Consider the following 22,420-nt stretch of genomic DNA (forward strand, 5'->3'; position numbering starts at 1 on the left):
TTGACAAAGTGCTTTTGAGCGAAAGAATTATATCCAATCTATCATTCGCAATAATTTGTTATCATGATATACTAGAGTTAAACTCTTAGAAGCATAAATTAGTCACTTCAAAAAGCAGCATTAAATAGCCAGTTAATGTGCAGTTTGACCGTTGGTTACGTTTACAAAAAACCTCCCCACTTTTATAACCTTCTTAGTTTAAAGTAACTGAAATATCATATATAGTGAATGTTAATTTGTTAGATTGTCAATTAGCATTTTGTTAGGATACGACTATAATCTTTTAAAGTTTGATATTAATATTCATTGTTCACATGCCTATAAATGGCTTTTTATGAACTCAAACCGTTTCCTTACCTAGACCTAGCTCACTAAAAATACCCCTTGTTACTTCCTTTGCTTATCTCCTTTTTCCCATACTTACTCCGATAATTTAGATTTACCGTTTGATTAATGGGCAGTGTATCTTCATTTTCCATGCACCATCTAAGTAATGTGCGCTCAAGCTCTATCGCGATCGCATTATGCTTTGAATCACCATATAAGTTGTTTAATTCATTTGGATCGTTGTGAAGATCGTATAATTCTCCATCCCCATTCGTATAAACATTTAGCTTCCAACTATGAGTCCGTATACACTTCCCCTTTCCGATAAATGCTTCACGGTAAGCACACCAAACAAAGTAACGTTCATCAAATGGCGTCTCTGGACGGACTGTAATTTCAGATAATGTCATAGGTTCACCGCTTTCTCCACTTTCGATGACCGCAAACTCTCTTGGAGTGTATGGTTGATCAAATAGATAGGGAGTAAAGCTTTTTCCTTGTACTCCTTGAGGAACTTCCATTCCCGATAATTCTAAAATGGTAGGTAAAATATCAACCAATTCGGTTAAGTGGTTGCATGTCTTTGATTGAATCTCTTCTGGCCAAGAAACAATTAAAGGTACTTTTATAAATGAATCATAGAATGCATTGTGCTTTTGAATGAGTCCATGCGCTCCCATCGAGTCGCCATGGTCTGAAGTAAATAAAATCACCGTGTTTTCTCTTAAGCCTAGTTCTTCCAACTTCTTCAATACTCTACCGATATTATCATCAATAAAACTGATCATACCGTAATGAATCGCCCTAACACTCTTAATAAGGTCATCATCTGTTTTATCCATCGCATCCATAATATGTGCCACTCTTTGTCTTTCAGGTTTGTTTTGCAAGTCATCCTTAGGAGGCAAGGGGATATCTTCCACATTATACATACTTGCATAAGGTTCAGGTACCTGATAAGGAGTATGCGGATCTGGAAATGATAACCACATAAAAAATGGTTGATCTGAACACTGATTTTTATCCAAATATTCAATAGCTGCATTACCGAGCAGCTGTGTCCCACAATCCTTATAGGAAGCTGGATTGGTTCCATGACCTAAAGGACTGTTCCAACAATGATCTTGTGCCCATTGATGGGCCTGTTGTACTTTAGGGTCCTCGCTATAACCATCGACTAAATGTCCATGTCTGCCCTCTCGTACGTAATCAAACACATCATGAAGTACATCAGGCTTTTCTTCACCGTTCGCATAAAAGTTTACTTGATTTCCATCCATAAATACGTGATTTTTACCAATTAAAGCTGTTTGATAACCATTGTCTTTTAAGAGTTTTGGTAACGAAGCCTCAAGTGGATTTAACAACATATGATTAGCATGGGAACGAATCGTCGATGCATACCTACCAGACATCATCGAAGAACGAGATGGCACGCATGCTGGATAGTTACAAAAGGTATTTTCAAACAACACACCTTCCTCAGCTAAACCTTTAAGGTTGGGGGTTTTCACAATCGGATTTCCGTACATTTCCAATGTCTCGGCAGATTGTTGGTCTGTCTGGATCAATACAATATTTGGTTTTCCTTTCATCGTTTGCCTCCTCCAACGTTTATATTATTCACTCCTACCCCATCAACATTAGTCAGCGATCACCAAGCTGCTTCTTTCTCTGGTAAAGGATCCATTGTCTCCATCATCCGATCGTATAGCCGCTTAAATAATTTCATTTTTATGTCCTGATAATTTATGTCATTCCAGAGGTTTGAAGATTCATTGGGATCCTCTTCCATATCATATAATTCTCCGTTTTCCATTCCCGAATAAACAACAAGTTTAAACTTTTCTGTTCGAAGCATATTCGATGATACTCTTAACTTATCTTCTCCTCTCCCATCATCGTAAAATTCACAATAGACATCATCCCTATGAGACTCTTCTTCATTTGAATCTATTAATAAATTCCATAAAGATTTTCCTTGCATCCCTTTACGATAAGGTTGACCAATTGCTTCTAACAATGTGGGCGCGATATCCACTAGCTCAACCATTGAATCCATTCGTCTATTTCCTCGTATTTTACTTGGACATGAGACAATAAATGGCACCTTCACTGCCGGATCATAAAAGTGTGGACCTTTTAAATAAATGCCATGATCTCCTAGCATTTCTCCATGGTCTGACATAAAAATAATGATTGTGTTTTCTAACTGCCCCGTTTCCTCTAGGGCATCCATTATTCTCCCAACCTGCTTATCGATTAAATCTACCATAGCCCAATATGCCGCTTTTAAAGATTTATGATCTTTTTCACTCATTTTAGAGCCAGGAAATAATCCCTTTACTCCATATGCTCCCTCATGATCAATTTGTTGAAAAATTGGCTTTTCACTCAATTCGTTCTCTTTATAGTTAGGCATAGGGATTTCATCAAAAATATCTAAATATCGCTTCATGTATTCTTCCGGTGGGTCAAATGGGTGATGCGGGTCAAACATATTCACCGAAAATAACCATGGATTTTCAAAATCGGCATTGTTTTTAATAAAATTGATTGCTTTCTGCGCGCACCATGTGGTTTGATGATTCTCCTCATCAGCACCATATTCGATATAAGGCATCCCTTCAACCTTTCTTTTTTTAACCTTCACACCTTTTTCTGTGAGCCAGTGTTGATAGTCATCAGAGGACCAATTTCGATTGGGATGATGGGACCAATTAAATTCTGTATAACCGTCATTTATCCGAGGTTCCCTAGCAGTAGAAACAGATGGGTTACAGGCAGAGATATGTAACTTACCCGCTAAACCACATATGTACCCTGCATCCGCCAACATCTTTGTAACCAGAACTTCATCAGCGGGAATTGATTGTCCATTTTGTCTGGTACGGTTTGTCCTCGGATACCTGCCTGTTAGAAAACTTGCTCGACTTGGCGTACACACTGTACTATTGCTATAGCAATGTTCAAATAACACACCGTTTTTTGCTAATCTATCAATATTTGGCGTATTTACAAATTCATTTCCATAACAACCGAGTGTATCAAAACGTTGTTGGTCCGTGCATATCCATAAAATGTTTGGTTGTTCCATTTTCCTTTTCCTCCCCTATAAATTGTTGGATATAGATATGAAACTTTCAATCATTAATAGTCGTTAAATGAACATGCCCATTAACATTGATTGAACATGTTCATTTATCAGAAATTATTTCAATACGGAGTTCTTCCTTTGCCTACCCACTCTAAGTGGATAAACATCTGTCCTTTCAGCCCATTCTTCCCAAATTCCTTTTAATTCCGTTACGAGTGCTGGATACTGTTCTTTTACATTGTGCATTTCAGTCCGATCATTGTCGATATTATAAAGCTCCCAGTCACCCTCTTTGATTTTCGATAGTTTCCATGGACCCTTTCGCACACCGCAATGTTGCTCATGTTCAAAGCAAAATATACGTTCTTCTCTTCCCTCTCCCGTAAATAGAGGAACTAAACTTTCCCCCTCCATTGGAAGAATTTGATGCCCTTTATAATGATTAGGGTATGGGCTATTGCTGATATCAACCAAAGTGGCCATTACATCAATAAAATGACCTGGTTGATGCTCAATCTCCCCTTGACGTTTAATCGTTTCCGGCCAATGAGCTAACAATGGCGTACTAATTCCACCTTCGTGTCCATAATGCTTATATAGTCGAAGTGGTGTGCTGCATGCGTTGGCCCATCCTGAACCATAGCTATGGTACGAGTCAGGTCCCCCCATTTTTTCTAGATCAGCTCCACGATGTAAGAAGTTGGAAGTTGTTCTCCAGTCATCAAATCCCCATGGATCCCACTCAGCACAAGCTCCATTATCAGAACAGAATAAAATCAGAGTATTTTCTAATTCCCCATTTTCACGCAAATCGTCTAGGACTCGTCCGATATTTTGGTCCATTCGATCAACCATCGCTGCATAAATGGCCATTCGTTTCACTAAATCCTTTTGCCGATCAGGGTCAATCGAATCCCAAGCAGGATTTGTCCCCTGGATGTCTCTATCACGATTCCAATATTCAGCTCGAGGAGTTAGAGATGTATTTTCTTCCACAATCTTTAATTTTTTCATTCGTTCTAACCGATCTTCCCGAATTCGATCCCAACCCTTTTCGTAAACTTGCTCATATTTAGCGATTTCCTCCTCAGGTGCCTGCAGTGGAAAATGAGGAGCATTGTAGGATAGATAGAGAAAATAAGGCTGTTCATCGGAGCGCGAATCCTTCAGAAAATCTAGGGCATAGTCTGTAATCGCATCTGTTGCGTAAAATTCTCCCTCTCCATAATGTCTTGTGGGACGGTCTTTAGGTAGGCGAGAATAATCCTTTTGATCCCAGAAACTTGTAAATCCACCTAAAATACCATAGAAATCATCAAAACCGCGTTCTACTGGTCCCTTTTCTCCAACATGCCATTTTCCTGATAGATACGTATGATACCCGCCTTCCTTTAACACTTCGGCAAGTGTCACACATTGATCCTTTAGGAATCCACGATATCCAGGAATCTCATGGTCTTCTGTCATATGCCCAACACCGGCTTGATGTGGATATACCCCAGTTAATAACGATGCTCGACTTGGACAACAGCGTGCAGAATTATAAAACTGCGTTAACCGCAATCCATCCATAGCGAGCTGGTCTAAGTTCGGGGTTTTAATCTCACTTCCGAAACTTCCTAGATCAGAAAACCCTAAATCATCGGCTAAAATTAATACGATATTTGGCTTTTTCTCAGACATGATTCATCCCTCCGAATGTTTCTATAGTATCTCGGTATTCACCGAGCTAGACGGTACAAGGTTTTCTTGTACTATTTTTATTTCTCCTCCTACATTTTTATGGAGCCAAGGAATTGTTGCTTAGCAATAACAAAATCTGTTGAAGGTTGATTGGAGCGAAAGTGCAAGACTCCTGCGGGATCAACGGGACAGGTGAGATCCCACAGGCGTTTTTTTTTTACGCCGTGGAGGCTCACCGCCCGCCCGCGGAAAGCGAGCAACTGTAGCGGAAATCAACCACGCACTATCTTGGTAGACGATGTTTAACAACAAGAGGCTTGAAATAAAAGAGTGGGGATTGTTACTGCCAATCCCCTCTCTCATTTATCTTCTAGATGACTATCTTGGTCTGAATGAATCATTAATTTTTTTGATCTTCTCTAACGCAATCTTAGGTGTTCGATCTTCTTTTAATAATCCATTGATTTCCTGTTGAACATCTGTTGTTTGTGTATAGCAGTATCCTGTAATATAAGGAATTGCTTTAATTGCCTCAGTCATTTCTTTGTAACGCTTTAAGAAGGCTTCCTCTGAATCTACTTGATTCCCGTATCCCCAACCACGTTCGTCATTAAAAGCAATTCCGCCATATTCCGTGATCATCACAGGCTGGCCTTTATATTCATAGCCTTCAGCCATTGCATACTTATGATGGTTAGCAGTAATTTCATTGTGAAGAATTCGATCTTTATCCTTATAGCGCTCGTAGAAGGCCTTTCCAGATTCTTCATAATCATGCAAGCCGATAATATCGGAAATTGTATGTTCCCATCCATCATTCACGATAACTGGACGTTCAGAATCAATTGATTTTGTTAGATGATAGATAGATTCGGTGAATTTTTGTTGCTTTTTATCTGTAAGGACATTTCGGATGCCCCAAGATTCATTAAATGGAACCCATGTAATAATTGAAGGATGATTATAATGCTGTTGTACAATCTCCAGCCATTCTGTTGTAAAGTTCTCAACTGCTTCATCTGAAAAGTCGAATGTAGAAGCCATCTCGGACCATACCAATAATCCCTTTTTATCACACCAATATAAAAATCGTTCGTCCTCAAGCTTTTGGTGTTTTCGGACACCGTTAAAGCCCATCTGCACCGTCTTTTCAATATCCTCTAGCATCGCCTCATCGGATGGAGGGGTAAGCATTGTATCCGTCCAATAACCTTGATCTAATAACAGCTTTTGATAGATTGGCGCATTATTCAGCAGGACTTGGCCATTTTTAATTGAAATTTTCCTCATTCCAAAATAAGAATCTACTTCATCAACAAGTTTACCTTCCACATACAAACGAAATTGAACGTCGTATAAATTCGGATTTTGCGGTGTCCAATGGTAAACCTTCCAGTGGTGTATTTCTGAAGTAAGATCTACTTCAAAATGGATATCCGGACGATCAGGATTAATGGAAAATTGCTTAACCCTTTTTCCTGAAAATGTAACAGTTGTCTCAAGTCTTGTATCTTCTGGCAATTCCCCATGTAGTTTATAATCAAAAACTACGGAGTTAGTATCAATATTTGGTGTCATCTTTACGCTTTCAATACTTTCTTCATTTAAAAATTCTAACCAAACGGTTTGCCAAATACCCGTATTTTGCACATACCAGCAACCAAAGTTTTGATCCATCCACCGCTGCTTTCCTCTAGGCTGATAACAGCTTTGGCTATCTTCTACCTTAACAACTAATTCATTTTCCTTTGTATTGTCTATGACATTGCTAATATCAAAAGAAAACGCTGCATATCCCCCTTTATGCTGACCAATAAAAATACCATTCACCCATACTTTTGTTAGATAATCAGAAGCTTGAAAACGCAGGATCGTTCTCTTTCCAATTTCCTCTTTTGGGATTTCAAATGTTCTTTGATACCAAATATATGGATGGAACTTTTCCTCACCTATACCACTTGCCTTTGTTTCATACGTAAAAGGGACTTGTATTTCCGTCGAGAAAGAAGGCTTTTCATACCAAGATCCCTTTTCACCAATATTCTGGTCGTCAAAGGAAAACTTCCATGTCCCATTTAAATTCACCCAAGATTGACGTTGAAATTGCGGTCTCGGATATTCTGTTCTTTGATATGTTTTTACAGTCGTTGTCATGTACATTGCTCTCCTTTATTTTTAGAATGCCGAACGATCATCCAACATCCATAAATACTTTGTATTAATACTAATGCTAGAAAGCCTCGCGCTTTGGGCTAGCCCTATTTGTATTACTTTTCACCTTGCCACTTTAATATCATGGAGTCTGCATCCGCCTCCAATATTTCTTGGAGCTCTTTTGAAATGAATTGATTATCCTTTTGATGATTAATTAATTGTTTAAAGCCTTCCATATGTTTGACAACTTTCTTAGCATTCTGTTGCTCTTCAAAATGCCCAACTGAGATTAAATGGGTGGACAAAGCCCGATAGACTTGTTCAGATAGTTCTTCCTGATGACTTTCAAGTGTTGTAAGCATGTCAGATGTATTAATATCTTCCTTCCAATCATGCGGATGATCCGAAATATCAAACCCAGTAAAAGAATTATATGTCGCTTCCGCACCATCGACACAGGCATCAATCTATCTTTGCTCAGCTCGAAATAAACAATCCACATCCTCGTCTTGTAACGGCACTGTATAAATCCTGCAGTCTCGGAATATTCCATTAAATACTGCTTTACCAGCTGATTCACCAAAGGCATCTACACCAAATCGAGCACCAAGTCCACCTGGATTGGAATGTTGTTCAACAAACGGAGAGTATGAGGACTTTGTCTCTGCCAATTTTCCATCCAAGTATACTTTTAAAATCCCTTCATTGAATACGGCGGTTACATGATACCATTTATTTGTTTCTATCGATCCCGCAGAAACAGTAACTTGCTTCTCCTCATTTCGGATCGCTACTGCTAATTCTTCATCTTTGATCCGGATACATAGACCGCTATCATTTCCTCCCTCATCATATAAAACTTGGATTCCATCTGTGCGATTAGCTTTAAACCACATAGATATCGAACGCATATAAAACTCATTATGCATAAAGCCACTACTTGAATGGGCAGCCAAAGCTACATAACTATGGAATGTGGTTGGGTAGTAAGCCTCCAAAGAAAAATGATTCATTAACTGAAATAGCTCATCTTCCTCTAAAGAAAATACTGTCGCATGGCGAATCTGATGAGGAAAACGACACTGTTCACTAGCAAGCTCATCAGACCAATCTACAAGATTGGTAGATTCCTTAATCCCAAATCTCCCATATTTCCAATAATCATAAATCAGATACCACTTTTGCTTGTCTGGAATCTTTAATATTTCGGGTCCTTCCGTATATTCCGGAGTAATAAAATCACTGATCACCTCATATGGTCCGCTTAAATTGGACGATACAGCAAGCTTATTAGCAATCGGCTGAGGGCGCTTTTTCGGATCATAGACGGCGCTTTCGTCTTTTACAAACATATAATTTGTTCCGTTCCATTGTTCGATACTGGCATCAATCGTTTGAAAACCAGGATCAAAAAATAGCTTTGTTTCAGAAAAAGTATTCCAGTCCGATGTTCGACAGTAATAATGTTTATTATGACTCATATCTTCTCCAACACTGGAAGCCCAATAAAGAATATAGTCCTCTTTTTCTGGGTCGTAATTAAATTCCGGTGCCCATGAATTTTGAACCTGGTCATAATCAGCCATTACCTCGATCGCCTTTTCATCTTCCCATGTGATTAAATCTTTTGACTTAGCATATCCCAGCAATTTCCCTTTTGGACGAATGGTAAAGACCAGATGCCAGAATCCATCTTTTCCTTTCTTAATAAAAGGATCACGTAATATTCCTTCTCCAATAGATGGTGACCAAACGGGATTATTTTGATTAAGTTCATACCAATGTAATCCATCGCGGCTATATGCGTAATGAAGTTTCTCATTTTTATTCGTTTGCATAGGTCCAGATCTAAAATAGGCAATTAAGTATGCGGGTGATTCCTTGGCCATCATACAACTCTCCTTTTTTAATGGTATTTATGCAAAGCTTTCTCTCGGTGGTATTGGCTTTTCTAGTTCACCGTAGATGTCTACTAACTTTTGAAACATTTTCAGCTTAATCTCTGCGTAGTCCTCTTTGTTATACAAATTAACAAATTCATTTGGATCTTCTTTAAGGTCGTAAAGTTCACCCTCATCTCGATCAAGAAAATAATTTAGCTTATATCGATCTGTCACAAGTGTTTTTACATAAAAGCTAGGTTCTGCACGATTTTCAACTAAACACCAATCTCGTGTCGCTTGATCAGGTTGATACAGCGTTTTTAATTGACTAGTTCCCTGCATGGTAGGATATTTGTCGATTCCAGCAGCCTCTAGGAATGTTGGTGCTAAATCAACTAAACTCATTAGTGAATTTGTCCTTCTGCCTTCCGGAAGCTCGCCTTTCCACCGTGCAAGAAATGGTACACGTAAAATATCATCATAGTGTATCGGTCCTTTTAGCCAAAAACCATGATTACCGGCATAATCACCATGATCGGATGTAAACACAATTAACGTGTCTTCGGCTAAACCTAGCTCATCCAATTTATCTAAAATGCGCCCAATATGGTGGTCTATTAAGCTTATCATGCCATAATAAGAGGTAAGCCATTTTTTGGCTCGATCATAACCGATCTTTTTATTCGTGTGGCCTAGACACTGAACTCCTCCCGTATTATGGCCCGGATCTGATGTAACATCAATATCAAGTTCATTCATCCGATCTTCCAGGAGATATTGATGAATAAGTGGCTTATCAGCCATCTCGCCCTCTTTTTCAACAAATGGCGGCATTTGATCGGGATCATACATACTGTTCCATGGTTCAGGGCATAAAAAGGCATTATGAGGATCTTGAAAACTACACCAAGCTAAAAACGGTTTATCATCCTCTTTATTCTCAATAAAGTCCATTGTCTGATCTGCCGTCCAACGAGTGTAATGATATTCCTCTGGTATATCCCAAGAACCTTCACGATGCCCACCGCCGGGTCCAAAATACTTCGACGGATCAATACCTTGTTCCACAAGCCATGCCCCATAATGCATACCATGGGAGGAATCTTCATCAGAATGTCCGTGAACCATTGCGACTTTTTCAAATCCATAGTATGGACCTTGCCATTCCTTCCAAAAGTCACGATCATGTATATGTGGTGGAGCTTCAAAACTACCTTCTTTTAATACAGGCTTAAAATGGGCCTTGCCAAACAATCCTGTCTTATACCCATGTTCCATCATTACCTGACCCATAGTTGTTCTATTTTCATCTAATTCCACACCTATATTCCAGCATTTATGTCTTGATGGGTATTCCCCTGTGATAATAGAGGAACGACTCGGAGAACAAACCGGACTTGCTACATATGCCCGTTCGAAAGCAACCCCTTCCTCCACCATTCGATTCAAGTTCGGAGTATGTATTGTTTCGTTTCCTAATGCATGGATGGTGTTCCAATGTTGTTGATCTGTTGAAATTAACAGAATGTTAGGCTGTTTTCCTTTTCCCACTTGCTAGACCTCCAGTTGTCACAATATAATAAGTATAAAAATAGACCTTGGTTTCTACCATAGCCAAGATCTATGAAATCATGAATGTTACATTGTTAGATGATTGGATAACAATTTGTTAGATTCTAAGAAAAGCGCATGCGCCTTGGTCTAGGAAGAAAGGCTAAATTCGTGCCGTCCTGGCACAACGCCTTTCTGACCAACATCCTTGTTGGCCTCCGACAAGCAAATGTTCTGAAACTAAGAAGGGCGGTTGTCCCTTCGCAGGTTTCAGGTTATTTGACCTCGAGGGGCTAGGCGCTGGAGCTGGACGAACAAAAGTGCATGCGCCCGTTTAGCGACGTACAAACTTTCATAGTAAGGATGAACAGCTAAAGACGCAACGCCCTGTCGCATCCTGCAAGCCCATGGCGCCTGGAGCTAGACATTACAAGAACTTATAACTTTCTTTTACATTTCCTGAAAGGAGGAGTTACATTTGAAGGAATTTTCCCATGAACATGCGGAACATTGGTTTCATAACCCAACTCCTATGGAAAAGGCGGGGGGACTTTGGCCTATTAGAGCAGGGCAGAACAAGGCCAAGCCCAACTACAGAATGGGACCGCGTATGATCTCCTATTACAGCATACACTTTATATTAGATGGCGAAGGGTCATTTAGTCAGAATGAAACAAATAAAAAGATTCAGCAAGGAGATATATTTTGTTTACTCCCTAACCAAACACATCAATATTCATCTAATCCTGACCACCCACTTCGAATGTTCTGGTTGGCCTTTGATGGAAGGCAAGCAAATCCACTTCTCAAACGGATTGGGATAACAAACTACTCCACTCATGTGAAAGGCATTCTTAATCAGGAGATTACTGATATTTTAAACGAGCTTGCTACATTTTTTAAAAAGGATGATGAAGATGACGACTTATTTGGCTTGAGTATCATATATAAATTATTTCACAGCCTCTCTGTTCAATCAAAACAGAAAAGGCTTACCCCTGCTACACCTAGAAATTGGCTGCAAAAAAGCCAGGAATATATGAATATGCATTTTGCGGAGAATATCTCGGTAGCAGATGTAGCAAAATATGTTGGTGTTCACCGTTCCTACTTTGCCGATTCATTTGTAAATGAGGTCGGAGTAACACCAAGTAACTATCTTCTATCTTTAAAAATGAATAGGGCCGTAGAGTTAATTTCAGAGAAAACGCATATGATTACGGAAATCGCATTGACCCTTGGCTATTCAGACCTTTATTCCTTTTCAAGGGCTTTCAAAAACTATTATGGTGTCTCACCAAATCAATACCTTGCAAAAGAATAAGTGTCCATAAATGAGAAGGACATAATCCTATTGAAACGAAAGGTAACCTATGTGCTCCCTATGCTGAAAGTACCTGCATGGGGAGCCTCTTATTTGCCTTCTATTTTTTTATTCTGCCTTGACGGGAAGTTAATGTGTTTTCTGAATATTTAACTGGATATCCTCGGTGGGCAATCCCCTTATATTCAATTCTATCACCCTTTCTGAGGTGTTTTTTATAGATGCTACAATCATCCTTTAATAGACCCAATCATAACCCCTTTAACAAAGTGCTTTTGTACAAATGGATACATTACAATGACTGGTAAACTAGCAATGACAATTACCGCATACTTCATACTTTCAGCCAGCATTACCTGGTTCACCATCTCAAAGTCCATAACGGCATTTTCCATAGCAGACTGATTTTGAATGAGTATTTCCCTTAAAATAATTTGCAGGGGATATAAACCATCGCGATCTAAATAAATTAAGGCATCAAAGTAAGAATTCCAATGACCTACAGCATAAAAAAGAACCATTACGGCAATAATTGGCTTTGATAAAGGGATAACAATCTTTAAAAACAGTTTAAAATCACCGCAGCCATCTATTAAAGCTGCTTCTTGCAATTCCCAAGGGATACTACTCTGGAAAAATGTACGCATAACAATCACATTATAGGTTGCGATCGCATTTGGAATGACCATAGCCCAAATAGTATCGATCATCTCTAAGTTTTGTACAATTAAGTAGGTTGGAATGATTCCCCCCTGGAAAAACATTGTAAAAACAATAATCAACATAAAGATGTTTCTTCCTGGCAGATCCTTTCTTGACAGTGGATATGCTAGTAGAGTGGTTAATACTAGATTAATAAATGTTCCTAAAACTGTATATACAACTGTGTTTTTATAGCTATTCCAAATCCGTCCGTCTTGAAATACCTGTGCATAAGCATCGAGCGTAAACCCCTTCGGATATAACCACACCTCTCCACTGAGAATCTTAGTGGGCTCACTAAAGGATGCACTTACCACAAAAATCAGTGGATACAAAACAATGATAATAATCATAACTGCAATCGTGTAAATAACGATATTAAAGATCTTATCTTCGGAGAATTTCTTTGTAATCATACTCACCCCCATGTCCTTCTTACCATAAGCTTGTTTCTGCTTTTTTCTTTCCTAGCTGATTAATTAATATCAGTAATATAAAATTAATCACAGCATTAAATAAACCGATTGCAGTTGTGTAACTGTAGTCACCGTCTAAAATACCTTTTCGATAGGTAAAGGTTGCAATAACATCGCTTGAAGACAGATTTAGATCATTTTGCATTAATAAAATTTTTTGAAAGCCAATGTCCATAAAATGGCCGATATCCAAAATTAACAGAATGATAATTGTAGGTAAAATAGCTGGAATGGAAACATGGATAACCCTTTGCAGTCGGCTGGCACCGTCAACTCTTGCTGCTTCATACAATTGTGGGTCCACACCACTCAGTGCCGCAATATAAATAATCGACTGCCATCCCATGTCGGTCCATATGTTTGAACTAATAAAAAGAAATTTAAACCATTCCGGTTTTTGCATGAACGGAATTGAATCAATGCCGAAATGACTTAACGCAATATTCACAATCCCATTCTCAGGATCCAAAAATAAGCTTAACATCCCTACAACCACCACTACTGAAATAAAATGAGGAATATAAGTGATATTTTGCAGTGTTTTTTTAAACTTGTTCATTCTGATTTCATTAACTAACAAAGCTAATAGAATTGGAATTGGAAAACCAATAATCAAAGAGAATAGTTGAATGGTAACTGTATTTTTGATCAGTCTCCAAAAATAGTAGGAAGAGAAAAAACGCTTAAAGTGCTCAAACCCAATCCACTCGCTCCCCCAAAATCCATTCATGGGCAGATATTCTTTAAACGCAATCTGCAGTCCATACATAGGACCGTATGTGAAGATAACATACCAAGCCATGGGTAATAAGAGCATTAAATATAATTGATGTCGCTTCAAAATTTGCTTCCAGAGCTTCTTTTTTGGATTAGGAACTGGAACCGTCGCTTTTGACTTTCGATGGGCAATTTCAGGTTTAAGGTTCATTCATTCGCCTCCATACAAATAAAAAGGGATGAGACTGAGACATTACTAAAATGCTAAGCTTCAAAAATGAACAACGCATTACCTTAGCGGAGGTATATGCACAATAATAGTTCGTTTTTTTCTTTGGTGAAGACGCCTCGCCCCAGTCTCGTTTCCTAATGTTTATTTAAATTGTTTATCATAGGCATCCTGATAATATTCTTCAAGTTGATCTATCCCTATGTCTTGCAACTGTGAAACATATTGATCCCAAGCATCAAAGCTAAGGTCCCCTGTGATGAATTTTGCTCTGCTTTCATTGGCATATGTGTCAAGATCATCTAGTATGTCAAATACCTTTTTCGACGCATTTTCCTCAAATATTGGGGCAGGATACACTTCCTCCAAAACATAAGGCTCCATCTTTGAAGCAGCTTCAGCATCTATTGGCGTATTTACCGCTCCTGCTGTTTTAAGTGTTGAATATTGTGGTGTACCCCCTCCTGGTCCTGGAAAAGCAGAGCCAGTGCCTTTGGACAAATTACGAACTTCATCTGTATATTGCGGCAAACCTTCTTCATCATACTCAAAGGTCTTTCCTTCCTCGCCATATGCGAAAAACATGGAACCTTCGTCCCCGTCATAAAGATAATCTAACCAGCGAATAGACGCTTCCGGGTATTCATTTGAAGCAGAAATTGCAAATGCTCCTGTATCGCGAGGAATTGGGCTCGAAACATAGCCTTGATCTCCATCTGGGCCTTTAACAGGCGCTATCCCTTTATATTGATCAGCAACCTGTGGAAAAGCGTCAGCAGCTTGATTGGTAAATAGACCAAGTTCACCTGATTGCATCTGAGCAATGTATTCAGCATATTCTTGGTCCATTACTTTATGACCAATCAAACCTTCTCCATAAAGTTTGTTCAAATACATTAATAATTCTTTATATTTATCATCTGTTAACCAAATATGAACCTTGTCATTGTCAATATTAAGGCTATAGCCCATTTGTCGATATAATCCCCATGACCCACTAAGCCCATTAACAAGGTCTTGTACGCCGCTTGTTAGAAATGGCGTACGGTCAGGATACTTCTCCTTAAACGCCTTCAATAAGTTATATAGATCATCCGTTGTTTCTGGTTCATCCATATTGACATCTTCAAGCATTTGCTTATTGATCCACAGCTTATTGGTTCTTTGTACCAATGGTTCAATAACACTTGACATTCCATAAATATGACCATCTGGTGAGGTTACTCCTTTTTTCACCTCAGGATACTTATCAAAAATGGATTGAATGTTTGGTGCATACTTCTCAATTAATCCTTCCAATGGAACTAACGCGCCGCTGCTGCCATATTTCATTAAATTGTCATTAGAAATATACGCTTTATAGAAGATGTCTGGCAGTTCCTTTTTACCGAATACTAGATTTTTCTTTTCATCAAATCCCTCAGCTGGTACATCATTATAATCAAACTTAATATTGGTCTTTTTTTCATACTCCTGAAACATAAACATATCTTTATATGGCCCATTTGCGGCAGATCTAGATGCAAACATCGTTAATGTAATAGGTTCATCAACAATTGGGAAACCTTCCGCATTAAAATCATCTGACGGTTCTTCCTTAGCAGGGTCAGCCTGGTTTGAACTTCCTTTTGAACTACAACCTGAAAAGACGAGGCAAGCTGACGCAATCAATAACAGAACTAAAACACTTTTCTTCAAAACCGATTCCCCCTTTATTTAATTCATTACAATAGGACTAATTTATGAAACGGTTTTCATTGAAATTTATATCCCCTTATCCTGGCACAGAAATCACCTTTTAAGATAATCCCCTCCCTGATTTCGTCCTTTTTGTTGCCTTTCCCAACTGTAAAAAAAATCTGATTACACCACCTCCGCATGAATGATAGCGCATTCATAATGAATGGAGGAAAAACATCCTTTAGTATCAGCAAGGTTTCCTCCCATTCTCTTGGGCCATAACCACCTCCTCAACGATCCGAGGAACATCCATAGGATGCCCCCAGAAAGGATAAGATTTCCTAGTGCTTTTATGCACCTTCCCATTTCTCGATAAGCGAATTGGCCGCTGCCCTCAGAACCCCGTGCAATTCTTTAGAAATCAGCTCTTTTTCTTGCTGATAATCAAGCAATTGCTTGAAACCTTCCATATGTTTGCTTATCTTCTCAGCTGCACCTTTTTTCTCAAATTGACTTACAGCTGTTAAGTGGATCTTGAGAGATTGATAATCTTTTTCTGATAAATCCTGCTGACGATCCTTGAGGATTGATAGCAAATCATTAGTACTAGGCTCTAGTGGTCGCACAAAGATATTATCGTATTTTGTATCACTGAAGTGACTACGAACACCAACCTTGCCATGAATAAATGCGGTAGCACTATGATCATCGTAATCTATTTTTGGTTTGTCCATGTCCCCAACATAAATCTTAATATTTGTTCCACTTGCAACTACTTTAATATGTTGCCATTCATCTATTGGATCATCTAGTTTGGCTCCTTTGAGGTAAGCCCAATTGTAGTTAAATTTACCGAGATGAACGCCATCTTTATTAATATATGCAATATATCCTTGTAACATATCGGCATTATTGTGGTTGAGTTCTTTTCCGTGGGCAGGGTTATTTACCCTAAATAGGATACCACCATCACCTTTACCATCCACAACCTGGATATCCGCTTCAACGATATAATTATGCCAAGCACTATCGCCAATCACTGACTTACCAAATGTCCCTGCCCCTGAGCGATACACACCCTCTTGTTCCACTTCTTGATACTCATCTTGTTCAATAAAACTAAAATGATGGAAATCGAACTCACCATTGACTGTTTCTACCTTAATCGTGTGTTCTCCGGCAGGCAATGAAATATTTTCCTTAATCACACTCGCCCAATCATCCCATTCCCCTGTTCGCGGAATATCGATTACTCCTGTGAGATCTATTTCATCATCTAACCATAATCGTACTTGACCCTCCTGTTGTTTGGTTGTGACGTTTATATCTAATACGTAGTCACCACTTTTGGCAATATCAACATTGTATTTATACCATTCATCCGTTTGATTCCACCCAATATTAAACGTGCCATCCGGATGATTGCGAATATCTACACGATCATAGCGATATTTGCCTCCGATATTTCGCGGGGTTTTGTCATGATAGGCGACACCTTCACCACCAGTCATATAATCGACCGCCATCACTTTCCCTGGCAAGGAATGAGTACGATCAAATGTATCGAAAATCATTTTTGTAAAAGATAATTCGCCATCGCTCACTTCAATCTTTAGCGTATGTTTTCCTTTCGGTAAATCTAAATCGGAAATGGAAATATTCTCCCAATCCTTTTCTCCATCCGTAACAGGAATGGTAACACTTTCCATTACATCTATTCCATCATCTAACGAAATACGTATTTTCGTAGCTTCATCGGAATTATTGGCAATGAAATCAAGTCCATATTTAGCCGATTCGGATATGTTTACATTATATTTGATCCATTCTCCCTTTTTTAAATCGTGGATGGCATATCCACCGTCTGGATCAGGTTGACTATCTACCGCATCATTTCTAAATTCACCATCGGTATTTGAATCGGAATGGACATGATAAGCAACACCCTCGCCACCAAGATTATAATCTTCTGCTTCAATTGTGCCTGGGATTGGTTTGTGGATATCAAAAGATCTAAAGTGAAATTTAGCGATATCATATTCACCTTCCACAATTTCAATCTTTAGCGTATGTTCCCCTTTCGGCAATTGTATATCTTCCATCCTCAGCATCTGCCAATCATTCCAGCCTTCTGTCGCGGAGACATCAACTATACCTGTTAAATCAATATCATCATCTAACCAAAATCGTACTTTTGCATCCTCAAATGTCGTGGCATATTCCATTTCCAGATTGTAGATTCCTTCATCTTGAATAGCCACATTATATTTTAACCATTCACCTGTTTGATTCCAGCCAACCGCTGTTCCGCCCCCTGGCTTATCGCGAATATCAACAGCATCATCTCTTAGCACACCGCCTATATTTTCTGGGGTGGTATCATGAAAGGCTACACCTTCTCCCCCAGTAATGTAATAGGCTGCTTGAATATCTCCGGGAATCGGTTTAAACCCATCAAATACACTTTCGGAATCTTGATTGGTATCCACTCTCCAAGATCCTTCATAACGATCCCATCCGAAATCAAACCCATCATTAAAATCTTCCAAAACAATTGGTGCATCCTTGTACTTACTAATCTCAAAACTAGCAAAGGATAAAGAACCTTGAGTGACTTCGATTTTCAGCTTCTGTTTTCCTTTTGGCACAGAAACATGATCAATTATAATGTTTTGCCAGTGCCCATCAGTATTTGGAATGCTGACAGTATCAGTCAAATCCTTGTCATCAAGCGACAATCGCACTTTTGCTTCATTGTTGTCTGTAGCCACTCTTAAGCTAATACTATATTGACCTTTTTCTTCTACATTGACGTTATATTGCAGCCAATCTTTTTTCGCTAGCTTGACACTATATCCACCTTCAGAATTTTCTTGAGTATCCACTTCATCCTGCCGATACGTATGATTTAATTCGCCGTTGGAAATGTGGTAGCCAGTGCCATCCCCGCCTGAATTATAATGAACAGCTTCCACTTTACCTGGCAAAGGTTTATGGAAATCAAATACATTACTGCCATTTACCTTATTACTTGTTGCAATATAACCAAAGGAGGCATATACATCGCTTGTTGTATAGCCAATTTTCCCACCATGTAAAGAATCAATATCCCTTGTTTGTTTATTCATTCCATCTACAAAAATAGTAAACTTGGAATCTTCCTTTTCAACTCTGATTTGGTGCAACTGTTTAAAATCGAAATCAGTAGGAAGTGTTGATTCCTCCCAGCCTTGTTCAACACCATCAACAAAGAAATTAGTTTCTATTTTATTAGCTTTTGAATTCAACACAGCGATTCCGTAATTTCCTTCATCTTGGTAGGAAAATACCGCACCATAACGAGGAGACGCACTTTCACCATTATCCATGAAAGTCATGTTAAATTCGGCTGTATAGTTTGCTTCTGTCTTGTGATTGGTGATAAGCCGATGCCATGTAGTATCATTTATTGACTTTTGTTCCAGTCCATGGTCACGGATCGACCAACTACCACCATTAATCTTTGACCACTCTGCACCTATATCATTCCGTTTAAAACGATCACTAAAGTCCGGTAAGCTTGGATTCTGCTGCTCAAATGTAGTTGGACCCAGCACCGTCATTTTATCCCCATTCCATGCAATCCGATCCATATTGATAAAGCGGCCAGGATTTGCATGACTATGATAGACAATAAACTCTGAATCTAGATCAGGACCTCTTATCATGGAGTTATGCCCTAGTCCAACATTTTCACCTTCTGTATTAAGAAGAATTGGATTCTGCAATGGCTTCTCTGTAAAATTTTCCGTTGGTGAATCACTAGTAGCATAATCAATACGATAAGCTTTGCTCCAAACATGATTACCCACATAAGTCATATAATATTGTCCATGCCTTTTAAATACCGTTGGAGCTTCTGTCCATCCGTCCATTTCTGCTCCCGTATTTATGGCTGGACCAAAAGTATAAGGATCCTCCATTTTGTATGCACTGATGCGATTGGATCCAGTACCGTAGAAATACCACTGCCCATCATCATCAATAAAAACGTGACCATCAATTCCCATGCCCAGATTTTCTGTTTGTTTTACAAAAGGACCTAATGGGCTTGAGCTTTTATAAACATAATGCCCATTGCCACCTGGAGATGTATACATATAAAATTCTCCATTCCAATATGTCACCTCAGGCGCATAAGCTGCTTTTGTACTGGACTCCTCAGTGACCAGTCCAGCGTAATCCCAGTTTATTAGATCTTCCGATGTCCAAGCCTTGACACCACTCTTATCATCAACAGTACTTACATAAAGGTAATAGGTTCCATTATATTTTAAAATGTGAGGATCTCCTTCTCCATAGAAATCCCCATTTTCCCATTCCCACGAATCCGACAAATCAAAAGGATTACTGTATGCAAATGAAATACTAGGGAATATGAATAACCCACCTATTATGAGAAGCACACGTAAAAACCACATTGTGAACATAACCTCCTTGTATGATTATTCCAAATTTTTCTGACCTAAAAAAAGGAGAGGAAGAGTAGTGAACTCCCCTTGTCTATTTGTTGTTCAAAGTTAAGCTGATTCGTCATTCCTATTCACCCCACTAAGATCTACTTCATGTTTGGTTTGTTCGTCAACATTTTTTTTCTCCTATTAATCTCGTTTAGACACAAAACACCGCTTGAATTATCCTAAAGCAAGGTATCAAGCGGTGTAGGTTCTACTCATTCAAGTTCCTTACTTAAGGTTAATGTCTCGAATTTTTCTCAAATCTATTTTTGGTTGTCTGTCTTCAGTCAGGAGTCCATTAACCTCTTGTTGAACATCTGTTATTTGGGTATAGCAGAAGCCACAAATATAATCTATCTCCTTAATGGCTTGAGTGATCGACTCAAATCTTTTCAAAAACTCTTCCTCATTTTTCACTTGATTCCCATAACCCCAGCCTTTTTCCGAGCTAAAGGCAATGCCTCCATATTCACTGATAATGATCGGTTGGCCTTTATATTCGTAACCCTTAGCCATTGCATGCTTATGTTTATTGAAAGCAATTTTATTTTCAACGATAGTTTCTAGATCCTTATACCGTTCTGAAAACTCTTCTCCCATTTCTACATAATCATGTAAGGTTAAAATATCTGAAACCGTATGCTCCCAGCCATCATTGACAATAACTGGTCTCATACTATCAAAAGCTTTGGTCAGATGATAGATTCCTTCAGTAAACTGCTGTTGCTTCACATCTGTATAAATATTTTTAACTCCCCATGACTCATTAAAAGGAGTCCAAGTAATAATGGAAGGATGATTATACTGCTGCTCGACAACTTCTAGCCATTCCTCTGTAAAATTTTGCATCGCTTCTTCTGAAAACTCATAAGTGGCAGCCATTTCCGACCAAACGAGCAACCCTTTCTTATCAGCCCAGTAGAGAAAACGTTGATCTTCCACTTTCATATGTTTACGAACACCGTTATAGCCCATTTCCATTGTTTTATCGATGTCCTCCAAAATGGCTTCCTCTGAAGGCGGTGTTAAATGACTATCCAGCCAGTAACCTTGATCTAAGAGCAATCTCTGGTAGATTGGGATGTTATTCAATAGGACATTTCCATTTTCAATCGATATTTTTCTCATGCCAAAGTAAGATTCAACTTGATCCAGTATTTCTCCATTTTTATAAAGGGTAAAAACGACATCATAAAGATTGGGATGCTCTGGCCCCCACAACATCACTTTCCAATCAAAATGATCACTGGCAATGTTTACTTTCGATGTGTGCTTCGGCCGATGGATATCGATACTAAAGGATTTAATCGACATTTGATTAAAGGTGATCTCCGTCTTCAACGTTAGATCATCACTAATATCAGCCTCTTCTGGAAGCTGGTATGAAAACTCTACTGATTCTGTATCAATATCTGGCGTAATTTTTACCGAATCAACATGCACTTCATTCAAAAATTCCAGCCATACCGTTTGCCAAATTCCCGTTGTTTGTACATACCAGCAACCAAAATTCTTATCAAGCCAGCGTTGTTTTCCTCTAGGTTGATGGCAGCTATCACTATCTTCACTTTTCACCACGATATTCACTTCACGATTCTCATCGATAAATTCGCTAATATCAAAAGAAAAAGCAATTTGTCCCCCCTGATGTCTGCCCACAAACTTGCCATTTACCCATAGCTTTGTAATATAATCGGCAGCCTGAAAATGTAAAAGGACCTTCTTATCTTTATATTCCTCAGGAACAGTTATTTGTTTTTGATACCATATATTAGCGCAAAATACTTCTTCGCCAATGCCGCTTGCCTTCGTTTCATATGTAAAAGGGACAATGATTTTTTGTTTGAGATCCCCAGACTCGTACCACTTTTCCTTTTCCCCTATATTGTTCTTATCAAAGGCAAAGTTCCATTCTCCATTTAAATTTAGCCAATCCTCTCTTGCAAAATGAGGTCTTGGATATTCTTTTCTTGGGATAATATTTTGATCCATTTAGTACATTCTCCTTATCGAGTTTATTCATAAAGCCCAGTAAAAATGGCACTTCGAGATCAAGAAACTTCGACTAAGTACTGACATGTCCTGTACCGAACATCGAAGT

General features: G+C 38.8%; 13 protein-coding genes. 1 reads left to right on the forward strand and 12 read right to left on the reverse strand.

Annotated elements, in window-relative coordinates; all coding sequences use genetic code 11:
• Positions 1-371: 371 nt before the first annotated feature.
• The 7 genes from KI375_RS13440 to KI375_RS13470 form a co-directional block, all read right to left on the reverse strand.
• Positions 372-1,922: a sulfatase family protein gene (locus KI375_RS13440; RefSeq protein WP_212973996.1), complete on the reverse strand. Its 1,551-nt coding sequence runs from the start codon at positions 1,920-1,922 to the stop codon at positions 372-374.
• Positions 1,923-1,981: 59 nt separating this feature from the next.
• Complete coding sequence (locus tag KI375_RS13445) at positions 1,982-3,424, reverse strand: sulfatase family protein (RefSeq protein WP_212973997.1); 1,443 nt, start codon at positions 3,422-3,424, stop codon at positions 1,982-1,984.
• Positions 3,425-3,538: 114 nt separating this feature from the next.
• Positions 3,539-5,107 (reverse strand): arylsulfatase, encoded by a 1,569-nt coding sequence (locus KI375_RS13450; RefSeq protein ID WP_212973998.1) that lies wholly within the window; start codon positions 5,105-5,107, stop codon positions 3,539-3,541.
• A gap of 378 nt (positions 5,108-5,485) precedes the next feature.
• A complete protein-coding gene (locus KI375_RS13455) occupies positions 5,486-7,261 on the reverse strand; it encodes a glycoside hydrolase family 2 protein (RefSeq protein ID WP_212973999.1) in 1,776 nt (591 codons plus the stop codon).
• Between the two features lie 113 nt (positions 7,262-7,374).
• A complete protein-coding gene (locus tag KI375_RS13460; RefSeq protein WP_212974000.1) occupies positions 7,375-7,623 on the reverse strand; it encodes an FIMAH domain-containing protein in 249 nt (82 codons plus the stop codon).
• A gap of 105 nt (positions 7,624-7,728) precedes the next feature.
• The gene (locus tag KI375_RS13465) at positions 7,729-9,150 is read right to left on the reverse strand and encodes a LamG-like jellyroll fold domain-containing protein (protein WP_212974001.1); all 1,422 of its coding nucleotides are present in this window, start codon (positions 9,148-9,150) and stop codon (positions 7,729-7,731) included.
• Between the two features lie 27 nt (positions 9,151-9,177).
• Positions 9,178-10,695, reverse strand: coding sequence for a sulfatase family protein (locus tag KI375_RS13470; RefSeq protein ID WP_212974002.1), 1,518 nt, complete (start codon positions 10,693-10,695; stop codon positions 9,178-9,180).
• A 478-nt stretch (positions 10,696-11,173) separates the two neighbouring features.
• Between KI375_RS13470 and KI375_RS13475 the strand changes: the two genes are divergently transcribed.
• Positions 11,174-12,019, forward strand: a complete 846-nt coding sequence (locus KI375_RS13475; RefSeq protein ID WP_212974003.1) for a helix-turn-helix transcriptional regulator — start codon at positions 11,174-11,176, stop codon at positions 12,017-12,019.
• A 230-nt stretch (positions 12,020-12,249) separates the two neighbouring features.
• On the opposite strand, the gene KI375_RS13480 is transcribed toward KI375_RS13475, so the two are convergent.
• The 5 genes from KI375_RS13480 to KI375_RS13500 all read right to left on the reverse strand — a co-directional run bounded on the left by KI375_RS13480 (position 12,250) and on the right by KI375_RS13500 (position 22,311).
• On the reverse strand, positions 12,250-13,137 hold the full coding sequence (locus KI375_RS13480; RefSeq protein ID WP_212974004.1) for a carbohydrate ABC transporter permease: 888 nt from the start codon (positions 13,135-13,137) through the stop codon (positions 12,250-12,252).
• Between the two features lie 19 nt (positions 13,138-13,156).
• Positions 13,157-14,125: an ABC transporter permease gene (locus KI375_RS13485; protein WP_212974005.1), complete on the reverse strand. Its 969-nt coding sequence runs from the start codon at positions 14,123-14,125 to the stop codon at positions 13,157-13,159.
• Positions 14,126-14,287: 162 nt separating this feature from the next.
• Positions 14,288-15,841, reverse strand: a complete 1,554-nt coding sequence (locus KI375_RS13490) for a type 2 periplasmic-binding domain-containing protein (RefSeq protein ID WP_212974006.1) — start codon at positions 15,839-15,841, stop codon at positions 14,288-14,290.
• Positions 15,842-16,173: 332 nt separating this feature from the next.
• Positions 16,174-20,283 carry a carbohydrate-binding protein gene (locus KI375_RS13495; protein WP_212974007.1) on the reverse strand — a complete coding sequence of 1,370 codons (4,110 nt, stop codon included), beginning with the start codon at positions 20,281-20,283 and terminating at the stop codon, positions 16,174-16,176.
• 264 nt (positions 20,284-20,547) lie between these two features.
• Positions 20,548-22,311, reverse strand: a complete 1,764-nt coding sequence (locus KI375_RS13500) for a glycoside hydrolase family 2 protein (RefSeq protein WP_212974008.1) — start codon at positions 22,309-22,311, stop codon at positions 20,548-20,550.
• Positions 22,312-22,420: the final 109 nt, after the last annotated feature.

It is taken from the genome of Bacillus sp. J14TS2 (assembly GCF_018333015.1).
Lineage (GTDB): Bacteria > Bacillota > Bacilli > Bacillales > Bacillaceae_C > Lederbergia.